Below are 26,858 nucleotides of genomic sequence, written 5' to 3'. Positions count from 1 at the left end.
GCGTTCGTTATCCCTTCAAAGGCAGTGTCAGCAGGGTAGCCAAGGCTAGCGAGAGCTGCAGGCCCAGGCATACGGCCTGACGGCGCAACAGGCCTAGTGCGGCCTGGCTGCGGGCAGGCCATGTGCGGCCGTCGGTGGCCTGTGGTTTGAGTTTCAGTTCGAAGAGGGCGTGGTCCAGGGCCTGGGTGTCTGCCGCCAGGTCTTCGCTATTGGCTAGGTGGGCAAACAGTTCGGCATCGATCGCCACGCGGATGGCCCAGTACTTGTGCAGCATGCCGAGCGCCAGCAGCACGCTGCACAGCACGCTGGCCAGCGGTGCCAGAGGGAGACCCAGCAAGGGGGTGAGGCCATAGGCTAGGGCCAGCAGGGTGAGGCCGTCGGACAGGCGTTCCAGCTGCTTGCCTCGGCCCAGCAGGCTGGCCACTACACGCAGGTTCATGGCTGTGCTCCCAGTTGCTGGAGAGCCTGGCGATGCGCGTTGCGCAGGACGATGCCGGGGCGTGCTTTACGGATAAGGGATTCTGCCTGCTGGGCGTCATCGCAGCGGCCGGTCACCACCAGCCAGGCCGCCACGGCGCTGGCGCTGCGTGAATAACCCAAAGCGCAGCAGACCAGCACGGGGCCTTTGGCATGGCAGTGTTCGATGGCGTTAGCGGCCTGCTGTAGCAGGATGCCGTCGGGTGCTATCAGGTCAAGGGTGGGGAAATGCAGGTAATCCTGCGTAGCCAATACTGTGCACGGCAGCTCCGCACACAAATCGACAATCGCAGCAAATTGCTCTCCCTCGCCACGTCCTGGAATCCGCCCAAGGTACACGCCATCGCATACCTCATCCGCCTGCGGGTGGCGCCTCGTCCACATCCGCGAATTGAGCCACGTACCTGCCAGATAGGGCGCTAGTAGCCACCGGCCGGCATTCGACAAGTGCCCGTCGGAACCCTTTTGAAAACCGCCCGCCCCGAACACGGCATAGTTCAGCGCCACCAGCCCCAGCGACACGGCCGGCCAACTTAACCACAGCCCGGTACCGCCCAGCGCAACAGCTGCAAGCGCACACAGCAGCGCGCCCACAGCATAGCAACCGGCGATCTTCCAACGCTTGGCATCCCGTGCAAGGTGGGCCGCTTGAAAAGGCAGGCGCCCCTGACATGGCCACAGCCACAGGCAGGCAAACCCCGCCAGCGCCCCCGTGGGTACATCGATGAAATGATGCTGCCAAGTGGTCAGCACCGACACCCCGATCAGCGCCATCCAGCCATGCATCAGCCAACGCCAGGGCTGGTGTTGCACATGCCGGGCAAACATCGTCCAGATGACCACCAGCAAAGCGATGTGCAGCGAAGGCGCCTGGTTGAAGGGCTTGTCGAAGCCCATCAACACATCGAACAGCCAGCCGAACAGCCCGTCCAGGTCCGGTCGCTCGAAGGTGAAGCGCAACGGCCACAGCAGGAAGCAACTGACGCTGATCACCTGTGCGCTGAGCAGCGCCAGCGCGTGGCGGTCCATTTCCTGGCGTGTGCGCGGCAGCAGGAAGGACAGCCCGTAGAGCAGGTCGATCGACCAGTATGGGATGATCGTCCAGGGCCACAGCGGCATGCCGTGCTCCCAGCCGAACACCAGGCTGCCGACATCACTGCGCCCGGCCGTGTAATGGTTCGCCAGCCCATAGCTGAGGAAGAACAACGGCCCCAGCAGCAGAAGCCAGAACACGCCCCGGCGAATCAGCCCAGGCTCGCGTGGCAGGCTCACTCAGCGTACCCGCTGTGCCAGGCTGACGCTGAAAATGCCCCATTCATCGATACGCTGGGCCAGCTTGCGGAAGCCCGCTGCCTCGACCAGCTGGTCCATCTCGGCCTGGCTGCGGCGGCGCATCACCCAGGCCTCGCCACCCCGATGGCTGGTGAGGGCGCGGGCAATCATCTCCAGTTGCGGGTGCCACGGCTGGCCGGTGTAGACCAGGTAGCCGCCATCCTCTACGGCGTCGGCCAGCCCGGCCAACGAGTCGCCCACCAGCTGGTTACTGGGGAAGAGTTCGTACAGCCCTGACACCACGGCCAGCGATGGGGGGTGTTCAAGTGTGGCCAGGCTCTGGCGAGCGAAAGCATCGCCCTGGACGAAGCGGGCGATGTCGGCCAGGCCCTTTTCGCTGATCAGCGCGCTGCCTTGCTGAACGTTCAGTTCGCTGTAGTCGCGCAGCAGGATCGAATCCGGCAGCTGCTCAAGGTCTTGCAGGGCTTCGAGGATGTAGCGGCCATGGCCGGCGGCAATATCGACAATGTGCACGGGCCGTTGTTGTTCACGCAGGCGGGCGATGGCCAGGCGCAGCAATTCTTCGACGTGCAGCTTGCGCTGGCGAATGCCACGCCAGCCGATGGCGTCGAGGTAGTTCTGGTCGATCAGGCGGCCCAGTTTGCCCTTGCCGGTCGGCTGGTTGCGGTACACGTAGTCGAGGGTGCTGCCCGAGTCGAAGCCGGTGTCGAAGCCCAGCTTCACGCCTTCGGACAGCCCCTTGCCCAGCTGCAGGCCCGCGCGGGTGGCGCGCCAGTAAAGGTCGCGGGGCGAATTGCGTGGCAAGGGTGCGGCCAGGCCCTCGGCCTCGGCGCAGCTGGCGCCGGTCTTGTCGGCATCCAGCAATGACGGCTGTGCGGCGGGGTGGGTGAAGCAGTGTTCGACAAACCGTTCGATACGCCTCAGCGCATGGGCCCGATCACGTTCACCCAAGGTGTCGTGGAAGAACCCGGGCAGTATGTGCATTTCCTTGCGAGCACTGCCCAGCCGTTCGAAAAAGCGCTCCTGTGGCTGGCGCTCGACCACGAAGTCGGCCCCCGAGACCAGCAATTGGGTCGGTACCTGAATGGCCTGAGCGTCTGCTACTACCCGGTCGGCGGCTTCGTACAGGCCCAGCAGCATGGTCACTGAAATCGGCCGACTGATCAGCGGGTCGGCCACGTACGACATCACCCGCTCCGGGTCATGGGTAAGCAGGCGCGGCTTGACGTAGCTGTTGACGAAGAAGTTGCCGCGCAAGGCCTTGAGCAGTTTCAGGCCGGGGCGGGCGAACGGCACGTACAGCTTGACCTTGAATGCCGGCGAGGCCAGCACCAGGCAGCGCACCTTGGGCGCGTAGTCGTGCGCCCAGGTGGCAATCAGCACGGCGCCGACGCTTTGCGCCAGCACCACCACGTCCTGCTCGGCGATACCGTGGTGGGCCTGGATATGTTCGATGAAGGTTTGCACGTCGCGCACGCTGGTGGCGAACCCCGGGCTGTCGCCGCGCGCACCTGGCGACTGGCCGTGGCCGCGCGCATCCCAGGCGAAGAAGTCGTAGCCCGGCATGTCCAGTTCATCGGCCAGGTGGGCCATACGCCCGCCGTGTTCATGGCCTCGGTGGAACATCACCACGGCCCGGCGTGGCTGGTGTTCGTTGCGGGTGGCAGGCCAATGACGGTAGTGCAGCTCGACACCGTCATGGGTGGAGAAGTGCAGCGCTTGCGCTTGGCGCATGGTCAACGTCCTTTTGCGACGATTTTAGGCTCTGCGGGTTTCGGCCAGCCCTTGGCGAACCCGGTTGTAGAGGGTATAGAGCGAGAGCGCGAGGATGACCAGCAGCAAGCCATTGATCCAGCTGCCGTTCAGCAGGCCAAAGGCGACGCCGGTGCCGAGCACGCCGAAGGCAAAGGCGCGGTCGCTTTTGCCCATGGGGCCGTCATAACGCCGCGATGCGCCGGCCAGCGGGCCCATGACCCCGGCGTACTCGCTGAAGGTGGCGCACAGCACCACCAGCACCACCAGCGTAGGTGACACGCCAGCCAGCAGGGCGAAGGGCAGGTACAGGGCGGCGTCGGCGATCACGTCGCAGAGTTCGTTGAGGTAGGCGCCGAGGGTGGATTGCTGGCCGAACTCCCGGGCCAGCATGCCGTCGACGGCATTCAGCGCCATGCGCAGCAGCATCCACACTGGCACCAGGATGAACAACCAAGTGGCATGGGGCAGGGCGGCCAGCAGCAGGCCCAGCAGGATCGATACCACGGCGGCGGTGACGGTGACCTGGTTGGCGGTGACGCCCCGGTCATGCAGGCGCTGGACGGTTGGGCGCAGCAGGGCCTGGAAGCGTGGTTTGAGCTGGTAGATCGATGCCACTGGAAAGTCCTTTTTAGTGGTGCGATGGGCCGATTGTGTGCCGAGGATTTTGCTGGCTGCAAGTGAGTGGCCGAGAAATTGCTCACATTGGTTGAGGCCGGGGTTTTCAGCGCGCTCGGCGCACGCCATTATCGGCCCATGACTACCTTGCTCGCTTTCTACCAGAACATTGGCCCAGCGCTCTCGCTTCTGGTGGTGCTGACCTTCCTGCTGGCCGGCGCCGTCAAAGGGGTGATCGGCCTGGGTATGCCGACCATCGCCATGGGCCTGCTGGGTCTGGCGATGTCACCGGCGCAGGCTGCTGCGCTGCTGATCGTGCCTTCGACCCTCACCAACCTTTGGCAATTGGCAAGTGGTGGGCACCTGCGAGCGTTGCTGGCGCGGTTGGTGCCGATGTTGGCGCTGATCTTCATCGGCACCTTGCTGGGCAGTGCCTGGTTGGGGATCAACAGTGGCCCATGGGCCGTGCACGCGTTGGGTGCGGCCTTGCTGGTGTATGCAGTGTACGGGCTGCTCGGCCCAGGCTTGCATCTGGCGGCGAGGCACGAACGTTGGCTGGGGCCAGCCTGCGGGCTGGTGACGGGGGTAATCACGGCGGCAACCGGTGTGTTCGTGATACCGGCTGTGCCCTACCTGCAGAGCCTGGGGCTGAGCCGCGAGCAAATGATCCAGGCCTTGGGCCTGTCGTTCACGGTTTCGACCCTGGCGCTGGCCGTTGGCCTGGCCGGGCAGGATGCCCTCGGTGGCCAGGCGTTGGGAGCTTCGCTGCTGATGCTGGCGCCAGCCCTGCTCGGCATGCTGGTGGGCCAGTGGTTGCGTCAACGCATCAGCGCGCTGGTGTTCAAACGTTGCTTTTTCATCGGCCTGGCCGCACTGGGCGGCCATTTGCTGATCAACGGCTAGCGCTTGAGGCGCTGAGCATGTCGACCCGCTGGATATCGAAATCGCGCTCCAGGTAATCCATGCGCTTTTCGAAGAACGCGGCCATGTGCGGCAGGGCCGAATGCACATCCAGCGCAGCCTGGTCGGCCCACACTTCGAAGAACACGAACAGGCTCGGGTCCTGCTGGTCACGCAGCATGTGGTACTCGATGCAGCCCGGCTCCTGGCGGCTTGGCTCGACATAAGGGCGGAACAGGTTTTCGAAGGCGTCAGCCATTTCCGGGCGGGTCTTGGCTTTGAGGATGAAGGCGAACTGCTCGCTCATGGGGCGCTACTCGGTGATGGGAAGGTGAACCGATTCTACGGCAATAATAAGGTGCGCATTCGTGACTTCTGGTCAATTGTATTTTGCCTCGTTACCGCTATATCCCACCCCCATGAGTCTCTAACCTGCCGGCATGAATTCTGACCCGGCCGGGGAGGCCAGCATGAAAAAGATCCTTCTGCTCAATGGTGGTAAACAGTTCGCTCACTCCGATGGTCGCCTCAACGCGACCTTACACGAAGCGGCCATCGCTCACCTGGACCGCGCCGGTTTCGATGTGCAGGAGACGTTCATCGACGGCGGCTACGACGTGCAGGCTGAAGTGGAGAAGTTCCTCTGGGCCGATGTCATCATCTATCAAATGCCGGGGTGGTGGATGGGCGCGCCCTGGACCGTGAAGAAGTACATCGATGAAGTCTTCACCGCTGGCCATGGTAGCCTTTACGCCAACGATGGCCGCACCCGTTCGGACCACTCGCAAAAGTACGGCAGCGGTGGTTTGGTGCATGGCAAGCAGTACATGCTGTCGCTGACCTGGAACGCGCCGCAGCAGGCATTCGATGACCCTGCCGACTTCTTCGAAGGCAAGGGTGTGGATGCCGTGTACTTCCCGTTCCACAAGGCCAACCAGTTCCTTGGCATGACCGGCCTGCCGACCTTCCTGGCGGTGGATGTGATGAAACGCCCGGATGTACCGGCGGCACTGGCGGCTTATGAGGCACATCTGGACAAGGTGTTCGGCAAGGCGATCTAATCCAGACAAGTAGCTGCCGCAGGCCAGAATGTGAAAACCCGATCCGAAGAGCTCCAGGTGTTCGTCGCCGTCATCGACTGCGGCTCGATCTCTGCCGCTGCCGAGCAGATGGGCCAGACCCCGTCCGCCGTCAGCCGTACCTTGTCGCGCCTGGAGGGCAAGCTCGGCACTACCTTGGTCAACCGCACCACCCGGCGTATGGACCTGACCGAGGAAGGGCGCTTTTTCCTTGAGCGTTCGCGGCAGGTACTGGAGCAGATGGACGAGATGGAAGAGCGCCTGTCGATGAACCGCCAGACCGCTACCGGGCGCCTGCGCATCAATGCGGCCGCGCCGTTCATGCTGCATGCCATCTTGCCGTGGATCGGCGAGTTTCGCCGCCAGTACCCGGGTATCGAGCTGGAGCTGAACACCGACGACCTGATCATCGACCTGCTGGAGCAGAGCACCGACGTGGCCATCCGCATCGGTGAGCTGGCCGACTCCAGCCTGCACGCACGCAACCTCGGTTGCAGCCCGGTGCAGGTGCTGGCCAGCCCGGCTTACCTTGAGCAGCACGGTACACCGCAGCAGGTCGAGGACCTGGCCAACCATTGCCTGCTGGGTTTCAGCCAGCCCGAATCGCTCAACCAGTGGCCACTGCGCCATGCCCAGGGTGACCGTTGGAGCATTCGCCCGGCGCTGATCGCCTCCAGTGGCGAGACCCTGCGCCAGCTGGCGCTGGCCGGCGAGGGCATCGTCAGTCTGTCGCACTTCATGACCCACGAGGACATTCGCACCGGGCGCCTGCAGGTGCTGCTGAGCGAGGCCAACAATGGCTATCGCCAACCGATTCACGCGGTGTACTACCGCAACACCCAGCTGGCATTGCGTATCCAGTGCTTCCTTGATTTCATCCAGCGCAAGCTGGCGATGTACGCCTGCTGAGTTGCCTGAACGCGACAGATCCTGTCCGCAGGCGGCGAAACTTCCTGCGTGTTATTGCGCAGTCGAACCGCTTCGGCCTTACTGACTGCTCAACAAAAACAACACCAAGGAAGTGTCATGCGTATTGTTCCGTTCCAGTACCTGGCTCTCGCAGCCTCGATCCTGAGCTGTTCCTCGGTTTACGCCGCCACGCTGGAGGGTGGCGCGGTGGCTGCCCCCGATCAATATGGTGCACAGGTGGCTGCCGATGTTCTGAAAAAGGGTGGTAACGCGGTGGATGCCGCGGTGGCCACTGCCTTCACCTTGGCGGTGACGTACCCTGAAGCTGGCAACATTGGTGGTGGCGGGTTCATGACCCTGTTCGTCGACGGCAAGCCTTACTTCCTCGATTACCGCGAAGTCGCGCCAAAGGCCGCCACGCGCGACATGTACCTGGATGACAAGGGCGAAGTCATCGAGAACCTCAGCCTGGTCGGGGTGCGTGCAGCAGGTGTGCCCGGCACCGTGATGGGCCTGTGGGAGGCACACAAGAAGTTCGGCAAGCTGCCCTGGAGCGAGCTGCTGACCCCGGCCATCGGCTATGCGAAAAACGGCTTCAAGGTGGCGGAAAAGCAGTACCAGTACCGCAACGATGCCCAAGGCATGTTCAAGACGGCGACCAACTTCAACGACTATTTCGGCAGCATGAAGGTCGGTGAACTGTTCAAACAGCCAGAAATGGCCCAGACACTGGAACGTATCGCTGACAAGGGCGTGAGCGAGTTCTACCAAGGCAAGACCGCCGACCTGCTGGTGGCGCAGATGAAGGCCGACAAGGGCCTGATCACCAAAGAAGACCTGAAGGACTACAAGGCCGTATGGCGTGAGCCGATGGCCGTGAGCTGGCGTGGCAACGTGGTCTACACCGCGCCACCGCCAAGCTCTGGCGGTGTGGCCCTGGCCCAGCTGCTGGGCATCAAGGAAGACCGCGCGGCGGACTTCAAAGGGGTAGCGCACAACTCGGCGCAGTACATTCACCTGTTGGCCGAGATCGAGAAGCGCGTGTTCGCCGACCGCGCCGACTACCTCGGTGACCCGGCGTTCACCAAGGTACCTGTGGATAAACTGGTGGCCAAGGACTACCTGGCCAAGCGTGCCGCGCAGGTCAACCCGAAGGCCATTTCCGACACCGACAAGGTCAAGCCGGGCCTTGAGCCGCACCAGACCACGCACTTCTCCATCGTCGACAAGCAGGGCAACGCGGTCAGCAACACCTACACCCTCAACCTCGACTACGGCAGTGGCGTGGTGGTGAAGGGGGCAGGCTTCCTGCTCAACGACGAGATGGATGACTTCAGCGCCAAGCCGGGGGCGGCGAATGCCTTTGGTGTGGTGGGGGGCGATGCCAATGCCATCGAACCGGGCAAGCGTATGCTGTCGTCGATGAGCCCTAGCCTGATGACCCGCGATGGCAAGGTGGTGCTGGTAATCGGCACGCCGGGTGGCTCGCGGATCTTTACCTCGATCTTCCAGGTGATGAACAACCTGTACGACTACGGCATGCCGCTGGACAAGGCGGTGGCGGCGCAGCGCGTGCACCATCAGTTGCTGCCCAAGGACACCATTTACTTTGATGCCTATGCGCCGTTGACCGGGCCGGAGGCAGATAAGTTGAAGAAGATGGGTTATGTGCTGGAGGACCAGGGCTGGGAGATGGGGGATATCCAGGCGATCCGGGTGGACGGGGCGAAGCTTGAGACCGCCTCCGATCCGCGTGGGCGTGGGGTGGGGATGATCGTCAAATAGAGCACTGTAGGCAGTGCTGACGCATTCGCGGGCAAGCCGGCTCCCACAGGGTTCGTGCAATCTTCAGATATTGCGCTGTACCTGTGGGAGCGGGCTTGCCCGCGAATGCTATCTTATGGTCAGACGCGGAACTGGCTGACCAGCGTCTGCAACTGCCCACCCAGCCGCGCCAGTTCCACACTGGACGCCGCGGTTTCGTCACTGGCCGCTGCCGTCTGCTCCGACACATCACGCACATTCAGAATGCTGCGGCTGATCTCTTCAGCCACCGCGCTTTGCTGCTCTGCCGCCGCCGCAATGTGCTGGTTCATCGACTGGATGCTCGACACCGTGCTGGTGATGCTCTCCAGCGAAGCCCCGGCCTTGCGTGCCAGCTCGACACTGCTGTCGGTGAGGGTACGGCTGCCGTGCATGGCGTTCGCCACTTGCTGGGTGCCATGTTGCAGGCTGGCAATCAGCTCTTCGATTTCTTCGGTGGACTTCTGCGTGCGCTGGGCCAGGCCGCGTACTTCGTCGGCGACCACGGCAAAACCACGCCCGGCCTCGCCGGCACGCGCGGCCTCGATCGCCGCGTTCAGCGCCAGCAGGTTGGTCTGTTCGGCCACCGACTTGATCACGTCCATCACGCTGCCGATCTTCTGGCTTTCCTGCTGCAGCAGGTTCATGGCTTCGGTGGAGCGGTGCATATCTTCGGCCAGGCGCTCGATCTGGCCAATCGCCTCGCCCACCACGCGATCGCCGGCACGGGCTTCGTCGTCGGCACCGGTGGCGGCATGCGAGGCCTGCTCGGCGTTGCGTGCCACTTCCTGAACGGTGGCGGCCATTTCGTGCATGGCGGTGGCCACCTGGTCGGTCTCGACCTTCTGGCTGTTGGCGCCCGCGCTGGTCTGTTCGGTGACTGCCGACAGCTCTTCGGCGGCGCTGGCGATCTGGGTGACGCCATCGCGAATGCCGGTGATCAGCTCGCGCAGGGTGGTGCCCATGCGTGCGATGCCTTGCTGCAACACCCCCAACTCATCGCGCCGGGTGACACGCTGGTGTTGGGTAAGGTCGCCGCTGGCGATCTTTTCCACCGCGCCCAGGGTTTCACGCAGCGGGCCGGTGATCTGGCGGGTGATCAGCACCGCTGCCAGCACGCCAACCAGCAGGGCCAGCAGGGTAGCGATGGCCTGCAGGCTGCGGGCCTGGGTGCTTTCGATGTCGCGGCGCTCCAGCTGGATCTGGTACAGCGCATCACTGCGCTTGACGATGTCGGCACCCTGTACGGTCATTTCGGCGCGTGAGGTGGTGATGTCGGAGACTGCGTCGCGGAATTGGCGGACGGCGTCGCGGTAGGCCAGCACCGAGCGCTCGAACTGTTGCAGGCGGGCATCTTCGGCGGGCAGCTGGCGCTTGAGGTTGTCGATATCGGCCAGCGCCGCATCCAGCTGGCGCAGGGCCGCCTGCTCGTTGGCGGCAGTGTTGTCGGCAATGTAGCCGCGCACATCGATGCGCACCTGCAACAGTTGCTGGCGGGCCTTGCTGATCAGCTGGTACTGGGCCAGGCGTACGCTGTCGGCCTCGGGGCGAGCCATCACTTCCTGGCTGAGGGTGTCCATGGCCTGGTCGGCGCGGGTTGCCGAGCTGTCCATCGCCGTGCGCGCGGTACGGGTGGCGTCGTAGCCCTGGCGCATCTTGTTCAGCGACAGCTTGTAGGCGCTGATGGTTTCGCCCAGTTCATTCAGCAGCTTGATGTTTTCCGGGCTCTTGAAGGTGCTGGCCAGGTAAGCCTGTTGCTTGCTGAAGGCGTCCAGTTTGGTCTGGGTGTTGGCGGCGGCGGCATCGTCGCCGTTGGCGATCATGTACTGCAGGCGCGCAATGCGCAGGTCGGTGAGGTCCTTGTTCAGCTGGCCGATGTCGCCCATCCAGTTGCTGCGGTCGATCAGGCTGCCCAGGCTGGTCCAGCCGGTGAGGGCCAGCAGGCCGGTGAGGACCAGCACCAGGCCGAAGCCCAGGCCGAGTTTGAGGTTGACGCTGATGTTGGCGAACCAGCTGTTCATGCACGCACTCCAGAAGTAGTTTTTGCTCTCTTGATCTTCGATCGCAAGGCGTTGTTGTTCTGGGTGCCCGCTGACTCGTGCAGGGGTTATCGGCAATGAACAGTGAAGCTGAAACGCTTTTTCAGCAGATTTGTAATTGGATAAATTGGGGCTGCAATGCAGCCCCGGCATTTTCAGAGACTACGCGCGCTGAAGGTATCGCAGCTGTTCACCTCACCTTGGGCAAACCCGGCTTTGAACCAGCGCACCCGCTGTGCCGACGTGCCATGTGTGAACGAGTCCGGCACCACGCGCCCGCGGCCTTGCTGCTGCAGGCGGTCATCGCCAATGGCATTGGCTGCGTTCAGCGCTTCCTCGACGTCGCCTGGTTCCAGCCAGTTCAGGCGCTTTTGCGCCTGGTAGGCCCACACACCGGCCAGGCAGTCGGCTTGCAGCTCCTGGCGCACCAGCAGGCCGTTGTCGCCTTCCATGCGCTGGCCGTTGCGGCGCGCGGCATCCACCTTGGCCGAAACGCCCAGCAGCGTTTGCACATGGTGGCCGATTTCGTGTGCGATCACGTAGGCCTGAGCGAAGTCGCCAGCGGCAGCAAAGCGGGTTTCCATTTCGCGGAAGAACGACATGTCCAGGTACACCCGCTGGTCTGCCGGGCAATAGAACGGCCCCACTGCCGCCGAGGCGAAACCACAGGCTGAATTGACCTGGCCACTGAACAGCACCAGCTTGGGGTCGCGGTACTGTTGGCCGGCTTCGGCAAACAAGGCTTTCCAGGTGTCTTCGGTGTCGCCCAGGATCGAGGCAACGAATTCGGCCTGCTGGTCATTGGCCGGTGGCGCCTTGCCACCCGCACCACTCGGTGCAACCTGCGTCTGTTGCTGCTCCATCTGGCCGGCGAGCTGGCCAAGAATCTGCAGCGGATCCTGCCCGGTGAGCCAGCCGATGCCGACGATCAGCAGGATCGCCCCAAGCCCCAGCCCCTTGCCGCCGCCGAAACGCATGCCGCCGCCACCGCCACCTTCGCCTCGGGCATCGACCACGTTGTCGCTGCGTCGGCCTTTTCGCCATTCCATGAGTGCTCTCCCGAGCGTGAAACAAGAAGACAAAGATTAGTTCACGACAGCAGCAGGTGTCAGGCCAAGGTGTTAATCCATAACCAAATGGTTATGTTAGAGAGGGCTGATTTCAATATTCATCGCGCGCGACATGCCTGAAACTGCAAGTCCGCCTGCCACGCCCAGGCGTTCACATAATTCCAAGAGAGGAAACCGGCATGCCCGCACAGGACAACAGCCGCTTCGTGATCCGTGATCGCAACTGGCACCCCAAAGCCCTTACGCCTGACTACAAGACGTCCATTGCCCGCTCGCCGCGCCAGGCACTGGTCAGCATTCCACAGTCGATCAGCGAAACCACGGGGCCAGACTTTTCCCACCTGGGCTTCGGTGCCCACGACCATGACCTGCTGCTGAACTTCAACAACGGTGGCCTGCCAATCGGCGAACGCATCATCGTTGCCGGCCGCGTCGTCGACCAGTACGGCAAGCCTGTGCCGAACACCCTGGTGGAGATGTGGCAAGCCAACGCCGGCGGCCGCTACCGCCACAAGAACGACCGTTACCTGGCACCGCTGGACCCGAACTTCGGTGGCGTTGGCCGTTGCCTGACCGACCGTGACGGCTACTACAGCTTCCGCACCATCAAGCCAGGCCCGTACCCATGGCGCAACGGCCCGAACGACTGGCGCCCGGCGCACATCCACTTCGCTATCAGTGGCCCGTCGATTGCGACCAAGCTGATCACCCAGCTGTACTTCGAGGGTGACCCGCTGATCCCGATGTGCCCGATCGTCAAGTCGATCGCCAACCCGCAAGCCGTGCAGCAGCTGATCGCCAAGCTCGACATGAGCAACGCCAACCCGATGGACTGCCTGGCCTACCGCTTCGACATCGTGCTGCGTGGCCAGCGCAAGACCCACTTCGAGAACTGCTGAGGACCCCGCCATGCCAATCGAACTGCTGCCGGAAACCCCTTCGCAGACCGCCGGCCCCTACGTGCACATCGGCCTGGCCCTGGAAGCGGCCGGCAACCCGACCCGCGACCAGGAAATCTGGAACCGCTTGGCCAAGCCAGACGCGCCGGGCGAGCACATTCTGCTGATCGGCCAGGTGTATGACGGTAACGGCCACCTGGTGCGCGACTCGTTCCTGGAAGTGTGGCAAGCCGACGCCAACGGCGAATACCAGGATGCCTACAACCTGGAAAACGCCTTCAACAGCTTTGGTCGCACCGCCACCACTTTTGATGCCGGTGAGTGGACCCTGCATACGGTCAAGCCGGGTGTGGTGAACAACGCGGCTGGCGTGCCGATGGCGCCGCACATCAACATCAGCCTGTTCGCCCGTGGCATCAATATCCACCTGCACACGCGCCTGTATTTCGATGACGAAGCCCAGGCTAACGCCAAGTGCCCGGTGCTGAACCTGATCGAGCAGCCACAGCGGCGTGAAACCTTGATTGCCAAGCGTTGCGAAGTGGACGGGAAGACGGCGTATCGCTTTGATATCCGTATTCAGGGTGAAGGTGAGACGGTGTTCTTCGACTTCTGATGAAAACCTGGGGCCGCAAGGCGGCCCCGGGCTATCAGCTGTTCACAGGCTTCAGGTCAAACGCATCGGCCTGGTACTGGAACAGCAGGCAATCGGCCGCCGCAGTGCATCCGCTTTCATGCACCAGGTCGGCCGGCAGCTTGTAGTAGGATCCTGCGGGAAACTCAGTGCGCTTGCCGTCGATCACCGCGTAGAAAGTACCTTTCAGGACAACGGTCGGCAGTGCCTGGCTGTGCTGGTGCTGGTCGTTGTCGGTACCCTTACTGAATTTCACATAGGCCGAATAAGGCCCCTTGCCGAAGATATCCCCTTCAACATTGGCGTAGCTGACTGCACCGTTGGTGTTGGGTACGTCCTGCCATTTCAGCGCTGCGCTGTCGGGTACTGACACGGTTTTTTCTGCCGCGTTGATGCCAACGGCCAGGGTGGCGAGCGCCACGCCCGTAATGATCGCCTGCAATGCTTTCATGGTAGTGCTCCTTCGTTGAGTGACAGTGCAACGAAGCCTAACCAAACAGTTTCTGCACAAATACGCCTCTTGGAGCGCATGACTTGTTCATGTTCTGCACAGATCAGTCCTGCCATCTCGGCTGTGCGTAGTAGGTTTGCGCATAGTCCAGCAACGCCCGCACCTTGGGTGCCAGGTAGCGGCTTTGCGGGTACACCGCATACAGGTTGCGTGGTGGCAGTTTCCAGCCTTTGAGCACCGGCACCAGGCGCCCGTCCAGCAAGGCGTCATGCACGATGAAACGATCAAAGCTGGCAATGCCCAGCCCGCCGATGGCAGCAGCACGCAAGGCCATCGGCGAGTTGGCGCTGAGGCGCCGGGGCATCAGGATATTGCGCTGTTCACCCTCGGGGTTGGTCAGATACAGACGCTGTGGGTGAGGCAGATTGCTGTAGCCGAGCAGGGGATGGCCAACCAGCGTGTCGAGGGAAGTAGGCGTGCCGTGGCGTTCAAGGTAGCGTGGCGCAGCCACCAGCAGCACCTCGCTGCGGGCCAGCAGGCGGGCTACCAGGCTGGAGTCAGGCAGATGATCGGTTATCCGAAGGCAAATATCGATTTGTTCTTCCAGCAGGTCGATGAAGCGATCGCTGCAATGGAGCTCGACCTGCAGGTGCGGGTGGTGCTCGACGAAGTTCGGCAGCCAGCGCCCCAGTTCAAGTTCGCCGAAGGCCGTGGCCACGCCCAGGCGCAGGGTACCCGTGGGCTGCTGCTGATGTTCGGAAAGCTCCAGGGTCATCGCCTGCATCTGCTCGAGGATCTGCACGCAGTGGCGGTAGAAGAGTGTGCCGGCTTCGGTCAGGTGCAGGCTGCGGGTAGTGCGGGTGAGCAGTTGCGTGCCCAACTGGCGTTCCAGCTGTTTCACTTGGCGTGACAGCACGGTATGGGACAGGCCGGCCTGGCTGGCGGCGGCACTGAAGCTGCCGAGGTCGACGACCCGGCGAAAGGCCTGCATGGCGTTCAACTGGTCCATCGGCACAGCTCTCCTGAGGCGCCCGGTGGAGCCTTGAAGGCCCCACCGGGTAGCGGATCAGCGCCGGACCAGCAACACGCCGCTTTCCATGTGATGGGTGTACGGGAACTGGTCGAACAGCGCGCAGCGTTCGATACGGTGGGTATCTTGCAGCTGGGCAATGTTCTGCGCCAGTGTCTCGGGGTTGCAGGAGATGTACAGGATCCGCTCGAAACGCCGGGTCAGCTCGCAGGTGTCAGGGTCCATCCCCGCACGCGGCGGGTCGACGAACACAGTACCGAAGTCATAGCTTTTCAGGTCGATGCCTTCCAGGCGGCGGAACGGCCGCACCTCATTCAGCGCCTGGGTCAGCTCTTCGGCCGACAAGCGCACCAAACGCACGTTATCCACAGCGTTCTCGTCGAGGTTGCTGAGCGCGGCATTGACCGAGGTCTTGCTGATTTCGGTCGCCAGCACCTGGCGCACTCGGGTGGCCAGCGGCAGGGTGAAGTTGCCGTTGCCACAATACAGCTCCAGCAGATCGTCCTGGCGCTCGCCAATGGCCTCGAAGGCCCAGCTCAGCATCTTCTGGTTCACCGCGCCGTTGGGCTGGGTGAACGCGCCTTCCGGTTGGCGATAGCTGAACACACGGCCAGCCACGTCGAGTTTTTCCACCGCGTAGTCGCGGCCGATCACCAGGCGCTTGCCCTTGGAACGGCCAATGACGCTCACGCCCAGCGTTTCAGCCAGTTGCCGCGCTTCTACTTCCCAGGCCTCGTCCAGCGGGCGGTGGTAGCACATGGTGATCATCGCATCGCCGGCCAGGGTGGTGAGGAACTCCACCTGGAACAGGCGGTTGCCCAGTTCCTCGCTGGCCTGCCAGGCCGCCTTCAGGCGCGGCATCAGTGCATTGATGCGCTGGCTGGCAATGGGGAAATCGTCGATCAGGATCGCCTTGTGCTTATCGCCCGGGGCAAACATGGCGTAGTGGCGCTGGCCATCCTCGCGCCACAGGCGGAACTCGGCGCGCAGGCGGTAGTGCTCGCGCGGCGAGTCGAAAACAGCCGGCTCTGGTGCGCCGAACGGCGCCAGCAGCTCGCGCAGCCGGGCTACCTTGGCGTCCAGCTGGGTGGCGTAGGAGGAGGGGTCGAAAGCAGCACTCATGCGTTGAACCAGCCCAGCTTGATGACGAACAGGATGGAAAGGATCACCAGGGCCGGGTTCAGGTCGCGGTGGCGGCCGGAGATCAGCTTGACGGCGGTCCAGGAAATGAAGCCGAAGGCGATACCGTTGGCGATCGAATAGGTCAGCGGCATGGCCAGGGCGGTCACGACCACTGGCGCGGCTTCGGTGACATCGTCCCAGTTTATTTCTGCCAGGCCCGAGGCCATCAGCACGGCGACGAACAGCAGCGCCGGAGCGGTGGCGAACGCAGGCACGCTTCCGGCCAGCGGGGCGAAGAACAACGCCAGTAGGAACAACACGGCAACCACGATAGCGGTCAGACCGGTGCGGCCACCGGCGCTGACGCCCGCAGCGGATTCAATGTAGCTGGTGGTGGTCGAGGTGCCCAGCAGCGAACCGGCCATGGCGGCGGTGCTGTCGGCGATCAGGGCGCGGCCCATCTTCGGCATGTGGCCGTCCTTGCCCATCAGCCCGGCGCGCTTGGCCACGCCGATCAGGGTGCCGGAGTTGTCGAATAGGTCGACGAACAGGAAGGCGAAGATCACGCTGACCAGGCCCACGTCCAGCGCGCCGGCGACATCCAGCTGCAGGAAGGTCGGTGCCAGCGAAGGCGGCATGGAGACGATGCCGGCAAACGGCGTCACGCCCATCACGATTGAGGCGATGGTCACTGCCAGAATGCCGATCAGCACGGCGCCGCGTACTTTCAGCGACTCAAGCCCCACGATCAGGAAGAAGCCCAGGGTGGCGAGGATCGGTGCAGGCTGCTTGAGGTCGCCCAGGCCAACCAGGGTTGCCGGGTTATCGACGACAATGCCGGCGTTATGCAGGGCGATCAATGCCAGGAACAGACCAATACCCGCGGCAATCGCCGAACGCAGCGGCAGCGGGATGCTGTTCACGATCCATTCGCGGATGCGGAAGATCGACAACAGGAAGAACATCACCGCCGACAAAAACACCGCGCCCAGCGCAACTTGCCAGGTGTGGCCCATGTGCAGCACCACGGTGTAGGTGAAGAACGCGTTCAGGCCCATGCCCGGCGCCAGGGCGATCGGGTAGTTGGCGATCAGGCCCATGGTGGTGGACCCGATGGCCGCTGCCAGGCACGTGGCCACAAAGATCGCGCCCTTGTCCATCCCGGTCTCGCCGAGGATGCTCGGGTTGACGAACAGGATGTAGGCCATGGCCAGGAAGGTAGTGACGCCCGCAAGAATCTCCGTGCGTACGTTGGTGTTGTGTGCTCTTAGTTGAAACAGCCTTTCCAGCATGCCCGCTCCCCAAGGCGCCCCCGGCGCCATGAATGTATCGACCCCATCAGCAAAGCACAGACCGTACCGGTTGCCGTGGTTTTGTGTGGGGAGGAAAAAAGCCGCGCATGATACCAGCATGCTCGGCGGGGGCCTATGGCCGTTGGGGAATGGGTTTTTATTAGCCTGTGCAATCCCTGTGGGAGCGGGCTAGCCCGCGAAGAGGCCGGCATAGGCCACCCATTCAGTTGTTATGCAACCGATCCCGTTTTGCCAGTGTTGGGAACAGTTTTATCCACACCCCGGTCACCACCAACGTGCCCACTCCGCCCATCACCACCGCTGGCACTGTGCCAAACCAGTGCGCCGTCACCCCGGATTCGAACTCACCGAGCTGGTTCGAGGCACCAATGAACAACCCGTTCACAGCGCTCACCCGCCCGCGCATTTCATCCGGCGTTTCCAGTTGCACGAAAGCCCCGCGAATCACCATGCTGATCATGTCCGCCGCGCCCAGCACCACCAGCACCGCCAGCGAGAACCAGAACGAGGTCGACAGGCCGAAGGCGATGGTCGCCACGCCGAACACGCCGACTGCCGTGAACATGGTGCGCCCCACATTGCGCTCGAACGGGAAGCGCGCCAGCCACACCGACATCAGCAATGCGCCCACTGCCGGCGCCGAACGCAAAAGGCCGAGGCCCAGCGGGCCGGTCAGCAGGATGTCCTTGGCGAACACCGGCAGCAGCGCGGTGGCCCCACCCAGCAGAACGGCAAACAGGTCCAGCGAGATTGCGCCGAGGATGTCAGGCCGGCTGCGGATGAAGCGAATGCCGGCCAGCAGCGATTCGATGCTGGCCCGCCCGCGCTGCACGACTTGGCCGCGTGCCTGCAGGCTCAGGGTGAGCACGCAGGCGATGGCGTACAGGGCCACGGTGGGGCCATACACCCAGATGCTGCCAAAGGCATACAGGAAGCCGCCCACCGCTGGCGCCACGATAGTCGCCGACTGGGTGGCTGACGCCGACGCCGCCACCGCCCTTGGGAACAGCCCAGGCGGCACCACGTTGGGCAACAGCGCCTGAGTCGCCGGCATTTCGAACGAGCGTGTGGCACCCAGCAGGAAGGCCAGGGCGAAAATGAGTTCTCGGGTGACGCTGTCAGTCGCGCTGCCCACCGCCAGCGCCAGGGCGATCAGCCCCTGCAGGCTCTGGCACAGGGCGGCGACTTTGCGCCGGTCATAGCGGTCGGCCACATGCCCGGTGTGCAGCATGAACAGCACCCGTGGTGCAAATTCCACCAGGCCGACAAGGCCCAGGTCCAGCACGTTGCCGGTCAATTGATAGAGGTGCCAGCCAATGGCCACGGTGAGCATCTGGAAGCCGCTGGCGGTAAACACACGGGCCAGCCAGAACGCCAGGAAAGGGCGGTGGTGACGTAACAACTGCGGTGCGGAATCAGACATCGGAAACCAGGGGCCTCGGCGCAGTAGAGGGGGGCGCAGCGTATCATCTGTTTGTAACAAACGGTTACTGTTTGCCCGGATCTGCACTTTTTCACCCGTAATGAAAGAGGGTGGGGCAACCGGTCACGCGGCAATCAACCACACGGCTTGCCGGGCCATTCGGGACTATGCTTCCTAGCATTCGTTGATCTGGATCAATCGTTCCAGATTCAACGAATAGGCCCTTTGGGCCGGAATCCCTGCGATCGAACAGAACAATTCCAACACGCCGTACTCGACCCAGTGGGGGCAGTGGGCGACTGAGGCCACAAGCCCGGACGCCGGATTATCTGAAGAGGAAGCACCATGTTCGGAATAGAGGCCCTAGAGCTCGCCCGAATGCAGTTTGCCTTTACCGTGTCGTTCCACATCCTGTTCCCGGCCATCACCATTGGCCTGGCGAGCTACCTGGCAGTCCTCGAAGGCCTCTGGCTGCGGACCCACAACCAGGTCTACCGTGACCTCTATCACTTCTGGTCGAAAATTTTCGCCGTCAATTTCGGCATGGGCGTGGTCTCGGGCCTGGTCATGGCCTACCAGTTCGGTACCAACTGGAGCCGCTTCTCCGAGTTCGCCGGCGCCGTGACCGGGCCATTGCTGACCTACGAGGTGCTGACCGCCTTCTTCCTCGAAGCGGGCTTCCTCGGCGTCATGCTGTTTGGCTGGAACCGTGTAGGCCGCGGCTTGCACTTTTTCTCCACCTGCATGGTCGCACTGGGCACGCTGGTATCCACCTTCTGGATTCTCGCCTCCAACAGCTGGATGCAAACCCCGCAAGGCCACGAGATCATTGATGGCCGGGTGGTGCCGGTGGACTGGTTTGCGGTGGTGTTCAACCCCTCCTTCCCCTACCGCCTGATGCATATGGCCACCGCTGCGTTCGTCTCCACGGCGTTCTTCGTCGGCGCCTCGGCGGCTTGGCACCTGCTGCGCGGGCGTGACAACCCGGCGGTGCGCAAGATGCTGTCGATGGCCATGTGGATGGCGTTGATCGTGGCCCCGATCCAGGCGGTGATAGGCGACTTCCACGGCCTGAACACGCTCAAGCACCAGCCGGTGAAAATCGCTGCCATCGAAGGCCACTGGGAGAACGTGCCCGGCGAGCCGACCCCGTTGATCCTGTTCGGCATCCCCGACATGAAGGCCGAAACCACGCACTTCAAACTGGAAATCCCGGCGCTCGGTAGCCTGATCCTCACCCACAGCCTGGACAAGCAGGTGCCGGCGATGAAGGAATTCCCACCTGAGGACCGGCCCAACTCGACCATCGTCTTCTGGTCGTTCCGCATCATGGTCGGGCTTGGTTTCCTGATGATCTTCGTCGGCCTGTGGAGCCTGTGGCTGCGCAAGCGCGGCACGCTCTACACCTCGCGCCCGTTCCTGTACCTGGCGCTATGGATGGGGCCTTCCGGGCTGATCGCCTTGCTGGCCGGCTGGTTCACCACCGAAATAGGGCGCCAGCCTTGGGTGGTGTATGGCCTGATGCGTACGGCGGATGGTGTGTCCAACCACAGTTATGCACAGCTTGGCTTCACCCTGGTGGCGTTCGTGGTGGTGTACTTCGCCCTGTTCGGTACCGGCCTTGGCTACATGATGCGCCTGGTGCGCAAAGGGCCCCAGACCGGCGAAGGCGACGAACACACACCGGGCGGCCCTGGCCAGAAACGTACGCCGGCGCGGCCGTTGTCTGCCGCCGATGATGGCCATGAGGCCAAGACTGCCAGCCTGAGCAAGGAGGACTGAGCCATGGGTATCGACCTTCCGCTGATCTGGGCGGTGATCATCATCTTCGGCGTCATGATGTACGTGGTGATGGACGGCTTCGACCTGGGTATCGGCATGCTCTTCCCCTTCGTCAAGGGCGAGCAGGACCGTGATGTAATGATGAACACCGTCGCCCCGGTGTGGGACGGCAACGAAACCTGGCTGATCCTGGGCGGGGCGGGGCTGTTCGGGGCGTTCCCGATGGCCTATGCCGTGGTGCTCGAAGCCCTTTACCTGCCATTGATTCTGATGCTGATCGGGCTGATCTTCCGCGGCGTGGCCTTCGAGTTCCGCTTCAAGGCCAAAGCTGACAAGCGCCACATCTGGGACAAGGCGTTCATCTGGGGGTCGCTGGTTGCCACCTTCTTCCAGGGCGTGGCCCTGGGTGCCTTCCTTGAAGGCTTCAAGGTGGTCGACCGCCATTTTGCCGGTGGCACCCTCGATTGGCTTACCCCGTTCAGCCTGTTCTGTGGCTTGGGGCTGATCGTGGCCTACACGCTGCTGGGCTGCACCTGGCTGATCATGAAGACCGAAGGGCCGCTACAACAGAAGATGCACGACATGGCCCGGCCGCTGGCGCTGGTACTGCTGGTGGTGATCGGTATCGTCAGCCTGTGGACACCGATCGCTTATCCACAGATCGCCGACCGCTGGTTCAGCATGCCTAACCTGATCTGGTTCATGCCGGTACCGCTGCTGGTGCTGGTGACCTTCTACGGGTTGCTCAAGGCGGTGGCGCGCAACGCACACTACACGCCGTTCCTGCTCACTCTGGTGCTGATCTTCCTTGGCTACAGCGGCCTGGGCATCAGCCTGTGGCCGAACATCATCCCGCCTTCGATCTCAATCTGGGATGCTGCGGCGCCACCGCAAAGCCAGGGCTTCATGCTGGTGGGCACGTTATTCATCCTGCCGTTCATCCTCATGTACACCTTCTGGAGCTACTACGTGTTCCGCGGCAAGGTGACCCATGAAGACGGCTATCACTAGGAGGGCCGCATGATGACCGGCAAACATGGCTTGGAAGAGAAGAAACCGCTGTGGCAGCGGCTGGGTTGGCTGTTGCTGATCTGGGCGATGAGCGTGGCGGCGCTGGGTGTGGCGGCGTGGGTGATGCGGCTGTTCATGGGGGCTGCGGGCCTTACCACCCACTGATCCTGCGGACTGGAACTGTGGGAGCGGGCAAGCCCGCGAAGCAAGCGACGCGGTGTATGGCACCGGCTCTGCCGGTGTTCGCGGGCATGCCCGCTCACACAGGGGCGGCGCAGGTGCTTACTTGCGGGCTTTCAGGATTACAAACTTGGGCGTCGCTGCCACCTGCTCCACCCCCCGGAACAACCGCGCCAGCTTGCTGTGATACCCCAGGTGCCGGTTACCCACGATGTAGAGCGCCCCACCCACCACCAGCGCCTCACGCGCCTGCTGGAACATGCGCCAGGCCAGGAAATCCCCCACCACCTGCTGCTGGTGGAACGGCGGGTTGCACAGCACCACGTCCAGCGACTGCTTCTCCACCCCGGCCAACCCATCGGCTGCGACGAAGGTTGCCGGGCGTTCGCCCAGTGCAGCCTGCCAGTTCTCCCGCGCCGATTGCACTGCCATGTACGACTCATCGACCAGCGTGTACTGGGCATCCGGGTTGGCCAATGCACTGGCAATCGCCAGTACGCCATTACCGCAGCCCAGGTCTGCCACCCTCGCGTTGCCCAGGTCACGTGGCAGATGCGGCAAGAATGCCCGGGTGCCGATATCCAGCCCTTCACGGCAGAACACGTTGGCGTGGTTCACCAGCTCCAGCGCAGGCACTTCAAGGCGATAGCGGCTAGGGTAGGGCGAGCGGGCGGCCGGCAGTTCGGCCACCGTTGCCGTCAGCAGACGCGCCTTTTTCTGCGCCAGCGAGGCCTGCACCGGGCCGATGTATTTTTCCATCAGGTCACCGGCCGCGCGCGGCAAGTGCTTGATCATTGCCCCGGCAATCACCTGTGCCCCTGGCGCCAGGTGGCCTTGCAGGCGAATCAGTTGCTCTTCGAGCAGCGCCAGGGTTTTTGGCACGCGCACCAGCACCCGGTCGAATGGGCCTTGCCAGTGTTCACTGGCCGGTACGAACGGCACGCTGTCGAACGGCAAGCCATTGCGCGCCAGGTTTTTTTCCAGCGCCAGGTGCGCCAGGTGCGAATCGCCACTGCTGACTACCTGCAGCTGGCCCGCCAGGCTGGCGGCCAGGGCACCAAAGCTGTCATTGAGCACCAGCACCCGGCAGCTGGCGTCGGGTGCCTGCTCGTGCAGCTGCGCAAGCAGGTACTCGTCGGCGGCGTCGAAAGCCTGAAGCGGGTCGTTGGCCTGCTCCGGCTGGCGGATCAGGTCGAGTTCGGCGTAGGGGGTGGTCAACAGGGGCATGGCGTATGGCTCGGGTATGAAACTGCCCGTTGCGGTTCGCCCCGAGCTTTGCCAGACGATTCTACAGGGCTTTGCCCAAGGTCGCAGGTTTGTAGGTCAGATCCAGCCACGCAGGGCGGCGATGGCGATGGCACCGGCTTTGTTGGCTGCGTTGGTTTTGGTGATCACGCTGCGGATATGAAAGTTAACCGTGCTTTGCGACAGCGACAGAATGCAGGGCACGTCGGCAGCGGTCTTGCCGGCGGCTGACCATTTCAGCACTTCCAGTTCCCGATCGCTCATTTTGGGTTGGGGTGGGCACAGTGCGTTCAGGTGGTGCTCTCCCAGTACGGCGTGAAGGGTGTGGCACAGCCACTGCACGCTGCCGGCTTTGTCGTAGAGTTCGGCAATGTCGATGTTACCGGCGGGTCTGGCTACGCTGATCTGGCTCTCGTTGTGCTGTAAGTCGTGCAGCGACTGTGTCCAGCCATGACGCAGGCCATATTGGCAAGCCTCTTCGCGAAACCGAGGGGCTTCGCGATACAGGTCGTCTGTCCACAGCACTGGCATCGTCGAGCTGTGGCTCACGTTTGCGGCGGGGTCCTGTTTGTAGAACTCGTCACGCTGATAGCGCTCGATCCATTCGTTTGGGTAATTGCTGTAGAGGTAAATCTTGGGTGTCTGCGTGGCGATCTGAATGCGAATATTCAGCCCGAGGTATTCCATGCCCAAGTCCTGAGCCAAGTGCACTGCGATGTCGAACAACTTCCTTGGCCGTCGCTCGCTGACGAACACATGCAGGTTTTCGGGTCTCCAATGCAGCATTTGAAGCACTCCTTGGGTGTCAGGATCCAATCCATTTGAGTACCCGGAAGAGTGTAGGAAAAGTCCTAGCATTGCGTTGGGAATTTTTTGTTATAGCGATCGGGATTATCTGAACGTTCAGCACGATCGCCCTTGATGAGGCCCTACAAAGCGGTGGTTTTTATCCAGGCCACTTTAAGCGACACTGTGCACTCGCCAACCCTGGAGCCCGATATGACCGCAAGCGCCGAAAAGTTCACCCGCCAGACCCTGCTCGATGTTCAGCCGTTGACGCCGAATCTCTTCAGCCTGCGGGTTACGCGCGATGCGGGGTTCCGCTTCCGTTCCGGCCAGTTTGCCCGCCTGGGCGTGACCAAGGCCGATGGTAGTGTGGTGTGGCGCGCCTATTCCATGGTCAGCGCACCCCATGACGAGCACCTCGACTTCTTCTCCATCGTGGTGCCGGGCGGTGAATTCACCAGCGAGCTGAGCCGGTTGGGTGCAGGCGACACCCTGCTGATCGACCGCCAGGCGTTTGGTTTCCTCACCCTCGACCGCTTTGTCGGGGGACGTGACTTGTGGTTGCTGGCGACCGGTACTGGCATCGCGCCATTTATGTCGATCCTGCAGGACTTCGAGGCCTGGGAGCGTTTCGACAGCATCAAGTTGGTGTACTCGGTGCGCGAAGCGAAAGAGCTGGCTTATGTGGATGAAATCGCCGGGCTGGAGCAGCGCGACTACCTGGCCGAGTTTGCTGGCAAGTTGCAGTTCATCCCGGTGGTGACCCGTGAGCAGCACCCGGGTGCGTTGAACCTGCGTATTACCACGCTGATCGAGAATGGCGAACTGGAGAAGGCCGCAGGGCTGGAGCTGTCACCGGAGCATTCGCGAGTGATGCTGTGTGGCAACCCGGAGATGATCGACGAGACGCGTAAGGTACTGAAGGCACGTGACCTGCAACTGAGCCTGAGCAAGCGGCCAGGGCAGGTGGCGGTCGAGAACTACTGGTAGTTGCAAGCTGCAAGCTGCAAGAAAGAGCGGATTGGCGCTGCGTCCGCTTTTTCTTGAAGCTTGAAGCTTGAAGCTAGTTCTCAGGGCAAGCGGTTCTGGTTCTGTGTCTTGAGCAAATCGCGAATCTCGGTCAGCAGCGTTTCCTCGGCAGTCGGCACAGGCGGCGCAGTCGGTGCCACGGCTTCTTCACGCTTGAGCCGGTTGATTGCCTTCACCCCCATGAAGATGGCAAAGGCCACGATCAGGAAGTCGATCACGGTCTGGATGAACTTGCCATATGCCAGCACCACCGCCGGTACATCACCTTCGGCAGCCTTCAGGGTAATGGCCAGGTCGCTGAAGTCCACCCCCCCGATCAACAGGCCCAGTGGCGGCATGACCACGTCTCCGACGAAGGACGAGACGATCTTGCCGAAGGCCGCGCCGATGATGATACCCACCGCCATGTCGACGACATTGCCTTTGACCGCGAAGGCCTTGAACTCACTGATCATGCCCATGTTTGGTTCCTTGTAACAAAAGGTAAGGTTAACGCAGTGTAAGCCACTAAAACGCTTCATGCGTGGTGTTCAGGGCTACTGACTGCAGTTGGAACGAATAGTTTTGTCGCATCCCGAAGCGTTCGAGACACGTTCGGCTCGGCTATCATGGCGGTTTTTTCCAGGAGACCCACCCATGGCCAAGGCCAAGCGCTTGTATGGCTGCACCGAGTGCGGCGCGACCTTTCCCAAATGGGCCGGCCAGTGTGGCGAATGCGGGGCCTGGAACACCCTGGTCGAAACCATCATCGAGAGCGGCGGCTCAGCGGCGCCCAGCAGCGGCCGCGCCGGCTGGACCGGGCAGCAGGCACAGATCAAGACCTTGGCCGAAGTCAGCGTCGAGGAAATCCCGCGCTTCACCACCAGTAGCACCGAATTGGACCGCGTGCTGGGTGGCGGCCTGGTGGATGGCTCGGTGGTGCTGATTGGTGGCGACCCCGGCATCGGCAAGTCGACCATCCTGTTGCAGACCTTGTGCAACATCGCCGTGGGCATGCCGGCACTGTATGTGACGGGTGAGGAATCGCAGCAGCAGGTGGCCATGCGTTCGCGGCGCCTGGGCTTGCCCCAGGACCAGCTCAAGGTGATGACCGAAACCTGCATCGAGACCATCATTGCCACAGCCCGCGTCGAGAAGCCACGGGTGATGGTGATCGACTCGATCCAGACCATCTTCACCGAGCAGTTGCAATCAGCGCCCGGTGGCGTGGCCCAGGTGCGTGAGAGCACGGCGCTGCTGGTGCGTTACGCCAAGCAAAGCGGCACGGCCATCTTCCTGGTCGGCCATGTGACCAAGGAAGGCTCGCTGGCCGGCCCTCGGGTACTGGAGCACATGGTCGACACCGTGTTGTATTTCGAGGGGGAGTCCGATGGCCGCCTGCGCTTGCTGCGGGCGGTGAAGAACCGCTTTGGCGCAGTCAACGAACTGGGTGTGTTCGGCATGACCGACCGCGGCCTGAAAGAGGTGTCCAACCCGTCGGCGATCTTCCTCAACCGTACCCAGGAAGAAGTGCCGGGCAGTGTGGTGATGGCGACCTGGGAGGGCACCCGCCCGATGCTGGTCGAGGTGCAGGCACTGGTCGACGACAGCCACCTGGCCAACCCTCGGCGGGTGACCCTGGGCCTGGACCAGAACCGCCTGGCCATGTTGTTGGCGGTGTTGCACCGCCACGGTGGGATTCCTACCCACGATCAGGACGTGTTCCTCAACGTGGTGGGCGGGGTAAAGGTGTTGGAGACGGCCTCGGACCTGGCGTTGCTGGCGGCGGTGATGTCCAGCTTGCGTAACCGGCCACTCGCCCATGGGCTGCTGGTGTTTGGCGAGATTGGCTTGTCGGGCGAGGTGCGGCCTGTGCCCAGTGGGCAGGAGCGGTTGAAGGAGGCGGCCAAGCACGGTTTCAAGCGTGCCATCGTGCCCAAGGGCAATGCGCCGAAAGAACCGCCAGCGGGGTTGCAGGTGATTGCCGTAACCCGGCTGGAGCAAGCCCTGGATGCATTGTTCGAGTAATTTATA

At 62.7% G+C, this 26,858-nt stretch carries 26 protein-coding genes; 11 read left to right on the top strand and 15 right to left on the bottom strand.

Annotated elements, in window-relative coordinates:
* Positions 1-7 precede the first annotated feature (7 nt).
* From ACF8MI_RS23300 to ACF8MI_RS23285, 4 genes are read right to left on the bottom strand one after another with little or no spacing between them, the layout of a single operon-like run.
* Complete coding sequence (locus ACF8MI_RS23300; RefSeq protein WP_104833948.1) at positions 8-439, bottom strand: hypothetical protein; 432 nt, start codon at positions 437-439, stop codon at positions 8-10.
* A complete protein-coding gene (locus ACF8MI_RS23295) occupies positions 436-1,749 on the bottom strand; it encodes a phosphatase PAP2/dual specificity phosphatase family protein (protein ID WP_060500002.1) in 1,314 nt (437 codons plus the stop codon). The genes ACF8MI_RS23300 and ACF8MI_RS23295 overlap by 4 nt, the downstream gene beginning before the upstream one ends.
* A complete protein-coding gene (locus ACF8MI_RS23290) occupies positions 1,750-3,504 on the bottom strand; it encodes a bifunctional alpha/beta hydrolase/class I SAM-dependent methyltransferase (protein ID WP_200928799.1) in 1,755 nt (584 codons plus the stop codon).
* 24 nt (positions 3,505-3,528) lie between these two features.
* Positions 3,529-4,140: a CDP-alcohol phosphatidyltransferase family protein gene (locus ACF8MI_RS23285; RefSeq protein WP_060500000.1), complete on the bottom strand. Its 612-nt coding sequence runs from the start codon at positions 4,138-4,140 to the stop codon at positions 3,529-3,531.
* Between the two features lie 138 nt (positions 4,141-4,278).
* On the opposite strand from ACF8MI_RS23285, the gene ACF8MI_RS23280 reads away from it, so the two are divergent.
* Positions 4,279-5,043 (top strand): sulfite exporter TauE/SafE family protein, encoded by a 765-nt coding sequence (locus tag ACF8MI_RS23280; RefSeq protein ID WP_060500017.1) that lies wholly within the window; start codon positions 4,279-4,281, stop codon positions 5,041-5,043.
* On the opposite strand, the gene ACF8MI_RS23275 is transcribed toward ACF8MI_RS23280, so the two are convergent.
* Positions 5,033-5,347 carry a putative quinol monooxygenase gene (locus tag ACF8MI_RS23275; protein WP_016713437.1) on the bottom strand — a complete coding sequence of 105 codons (315 nt, stop codon included), beginning with the start codon at positions 5,345-5,347 and terminating at the stop codon, positions 5,033-5,035. The two genes, ACF8MI_RS23280 and ACF8MI_RS23275, sit on opposite strands and share 11 nt — an antisense overlap.
* A 163-nt stretch (positions 5,348-5,510) precedes the next feature.
* Here ACF8MI_RS23275 and ACF8MI_RS23270 point away from each other — a divergent pair, with 163 nt between their 5' ends.
* The 3 genes from ACF8MI_RS23270 to ggt all read left to right on the top strand — a co-directional run bounded on the left by ACF8MI_RS23270 (position 5,511) and on the right by ggt (position 8,813).
* Complete coding sequence (locus ACF8MI_RS23270; protein ID WP_060500016.1) at positions 5,511-6,101, top strand: NAD(P)H-dependent oxidoreductase; 591 nt, start codon at positions 5,511-5,513, stop codon at positions 6,099-6,101.
* Between the two features lie 30 nt (positions 6,102-6,131).
* The gene (locus ACF8MI_RS23265; protein WP_028699858.1) at positions 6,132-7,028 is read left to right on the top strand and encodes a LysR family transcriptional regulator; all 897 of its coding nucleotides are present in this window, start codon (positions 6,132-6,134) and stop codon (positions 7,026-7,028) included.
* Positions 7,029-7,145: 117 nt separating this feature from the next.
* Entirely contained in the window at positions 7,146-8,813 is a 1,668-nt protein-coding gene (gene ggt, locus ACF8MI_RS23260) for a gamma-glutamyltransferase (RefSeq protein ID WP_060499999.1), read from the top strand.
* Between the two features lie 119 nt (positions 8,814-8,932).
* On the opposite strand, the gene ACF8MI_RS23255 is transcribed toward ggt, so the two are convergent.
* Both ACF8MI_RS23255 and ACF8MI_RS23250 read right to left on the bottom strand, forming a co-directional pair.
* The gene (locus ACF8MI_RS23255; protein ID WP_200928798.1) at positions 8,933-10,852 is read right to left on the bottom strand and encodes a methyl-accepting chemotaxis protein; all 1,920 of its coding nucleotides are present in this window, start codon (positions 10,850-10,852) and stop codon (positions 8,933-8,935) included.
* Positions 10,853-11,025: 173 nt separating this feature from the next.
* Positions 11,026-11,919, bottom strand: coding sequence for a neutral zinc metallopeptidase (locus ACF8MI_RS23250; protein WP_060499997.1), 894 nt, complete (start codon positions 11,917-11,919; stop codon positions 11,026-11,028).
* A 200-nt stretch (positions 11,920-12,119) separates the two neighbouring features.
* Here ACF8MI_RS23250 and pcaH point away from each other — a divergent pair, with 200 nt between their 5' ends.
* Both pcaH and pcaG read left to right on the top strand, forming a co-directional pair.
* Positions 12,120-12,839: a protocatechuate 3,4-dioxygenase subunit beta gene (pcaH, locus tag ACF8MI_RS23245; RefSeq protein WP_003251597.1), complete on the top strand. Its 720-nt coding sequence runs from the start codon at positions 12,120-12,122 to the stop codon at positions 12,837-12,839.
* Positions 12,840-12,849: 10 nt separating this feature from the next.
* Positions 12,850-13,455 (top strand): protocatechuate 3,4-dioxygenase subunit alpha, encoded by a 606-nt coding sequence (gene pcaG, locus ACF8MI_RS23240; protein ID WP_012274187.1) that lies wholly within the window; start codon positions 12,850-12,852, stop codon positions 13,453-13,455.
* A gap of 34 nt (positions 13,456-13,489) precedes the next feature.
* Here pcaG and ACF8MI_RS23235 read toward each other — a convergent pair whose 3' ends face one another.
* The 5 genes from ACF8MI_RS23235 to ACF8MI_RS23215 all read right to left on the bottom strand — a co-directional run bounded on the left by ACF8MI_RS23235 (position 13,490) and on the right by ACF8MI_RS23215 (position 18,812).
* Entirely contained in the window at positions 13,490-13,924 is a 435-nt protein-coding gene (locus ACF8MI_RS23235; protein ID WP_104833954.1) for a cupin domain-containing protein, read from the bottom strand.
* A gap of 103 nt (positions 13,925-14,027) precedes the next feature.
* Positions 14,028-14,933, bottom strand: a complete 906-nt coding sequence (locus ACF8MI_RS23230) for a LysR family transcriptional regulator (RefSeq protein ID WP_392517886.1) — start codon at positions 14,931-14,933, stop codon at positions 14,028-14,030.
* Positions 14,934-14,990: 57 nt separating this feature from the next.
* The gene (trmA, locus tag ACF8MI_RS23225) at positions 14,991-16,076 is read right to left on the bottom strand and encodes a tRNA (uridine(54)-C5)-methyltransferase TrmA (RefSeq protein WP_060499993.1); all 1,086 of its coding nucleotides are present in this window, start codon (positions 16,074-16,076) and stop codon (positions 14,991-14,993) included.
* Positions 16,073-17,368, bottom strand: a complete 1,296-nt coding sequence (locus tag ACF8MI_RS23220) for an NCS2 family permease (RefSeq protein ID WP_060499992.1) — start codon at positions 17,366-17,368, stop codon at positions 16,073-16,075. Before ACF8MI_RS23220 ends, trmA begins: the two co-directional genes overlap by 4 nt.
* A gap of 223 nt (positions 17,369-17,591) precedes the next feature.
* Entirely contained in the window at positions 17,592-18,812 is a 1,221-nt protein-coding gene (locus ACF8MI_RS23215; protein WP_060499991.1) for an MFS transporter, read from the bottom strand.
* A gap of 345 nt (positions 18,813-19,157) precedes the next feature.
* Between ACF8MI_RS23215 and ACF8MI_RS23210 the strand changes: the two genes are divergently transcribed.
* Genes ACF8MI_RS23210 through ACF8MI_RS23200 form a run of 3 tightly spaced genes read left to right on the top strand, consistent with a single transcriptional unit; the run spans position 19,158 to position 21,770 of the window.
* Positions 19,158-20,594 carry a cytochrome ubiquinol oxidase subunit I gene (locus ACF8MI_RS23210; RefSeq protein WP_025754001.1) on the top strand — a complete coding sequence of 479 codons (1,437 nt, stop codon included), beginning with the start codon at positions 19,158-19,160 and terminating at the stop codon, positions 20,592-20,594.
* Positions 20,595-20,597: 3 nt separating this feature from the next.
* Positions 20,598-21,605, top strand: a complete 1,008-nt coding sequence (gene cydB / locus ACF8MI_RS23205) for a cytochrome d ubiquinol oxidase subunit II (RefSeq protein ID WP_016713450.1) — start codon at positions 20,598-20,600, stop codon at positions 21,603-21,605.
* A gap of 9 nt (positions 21,606-21,614) precedes the next feature.
* On the top strand, positions 21,615-21,770 hold the full coding sequence (locus ACF8MI_RS23200; RefSeq protein WP_016713451.1) for a DUF2474 domain-containing protein: 156 nt from the start codon (positions 21,615-21,617) through the stop codon (positions 21,768-21,770).
* Positions 21,771-21,887: 117 nt separating this feature from the next.
* Here the strand turns inward: ACF8MI_RS23200 and ACF8MI_RS23195 are convergent, their stop codons facing one another.
* Both ACF8MI_RS23195 and ACF8MI_RS23190 read right to left on the bottom strand, forming a co-directional pair.
* Positions 21,888-23,012, bottom strand: coding sequence for a methyltransferase (locus ACF8MI_RS23195; RefSeq protein WP_104833955.1), 1,125 nt, complete (start codon positions 23,010-23,012; stop codon positions 21,888-21,890).
* A gap of 96 nt (positions 23,013-23,108) precedes the next feature.
* Entirely contained in the window at positions 23,109-23,816 is a 708-nt protein-coding gene (locus ACF8MI_RS23190; RefSeq protein WP_200928796.1) for an autoinducer binding domain-containing protein, read from the bottom strand.
* A 213-nt stretch (positions 23,817-24,029) separates the two neighbouring features.
* On the opposite strand from ACF8MI_RS23190, the gene ACF8MI_RS23185 reads away from it, so the two are divergent.
* On the top strand, positions 24,030-24,806 hold the full coding sequence (locus tag ACF8MI_RS23185) for a ferredoxin--NADP reductase (protein WP_060499988.1): 777 nt from the start codon (positions 24,030-24,032) through the stop codon (positions 24,804-24,806).
* An 80-nt stretch (positions 24,807-24,886) separates the two neighbouring features.
* Here the strand turns inward: ACF8MI_RS23185 and mscL are convergent, their stop codons facing one another.
* Positions 24,887-25,306, bottom strand: coding sequence for a large-conductance mechanosensitive channel protein MscL (gene mscL / locus ACF8MI_RS23180; RefSeq protein WP_060499987.1), 420 nt, complete (start codon positions 25,304-25,306; stop codon positions 24,887-24,889).
* A 175-nt stretch (positions 25,307-25,481) separates the two neighbouring features.
* On the opposite strand from mscL, the gene radA reads away from it, so the two are divergent.
* Entirely contained in the window at positions 25,482-26,852 is a 1,371-nt protein-coding gene (radA, locus tag ACF8MI_RS23175) for a DNA repair protein RadA (RefSeq protein WP_060499986.1), read from the top strand.
* The last annotated feature ends 6 nt before the right edge of the window (positions 26,853-26,858 follow it).

Source organism: Pseudomonas sp. yb_9 (assembly GCF_043103635.1).
Classification (GTDB): domain Bacteria; phylum Pseudomonadota; class Gammaproteobacteria; order Pseudomonadales; family Pseudomonadaceae; genus Aquipseudomonas; species Aquipseudomonas monteilii.
Note: the sequence above shows the minus strand (reverse complement) of the source record. Positions and strands in the feature narration are given on the sequence as shown.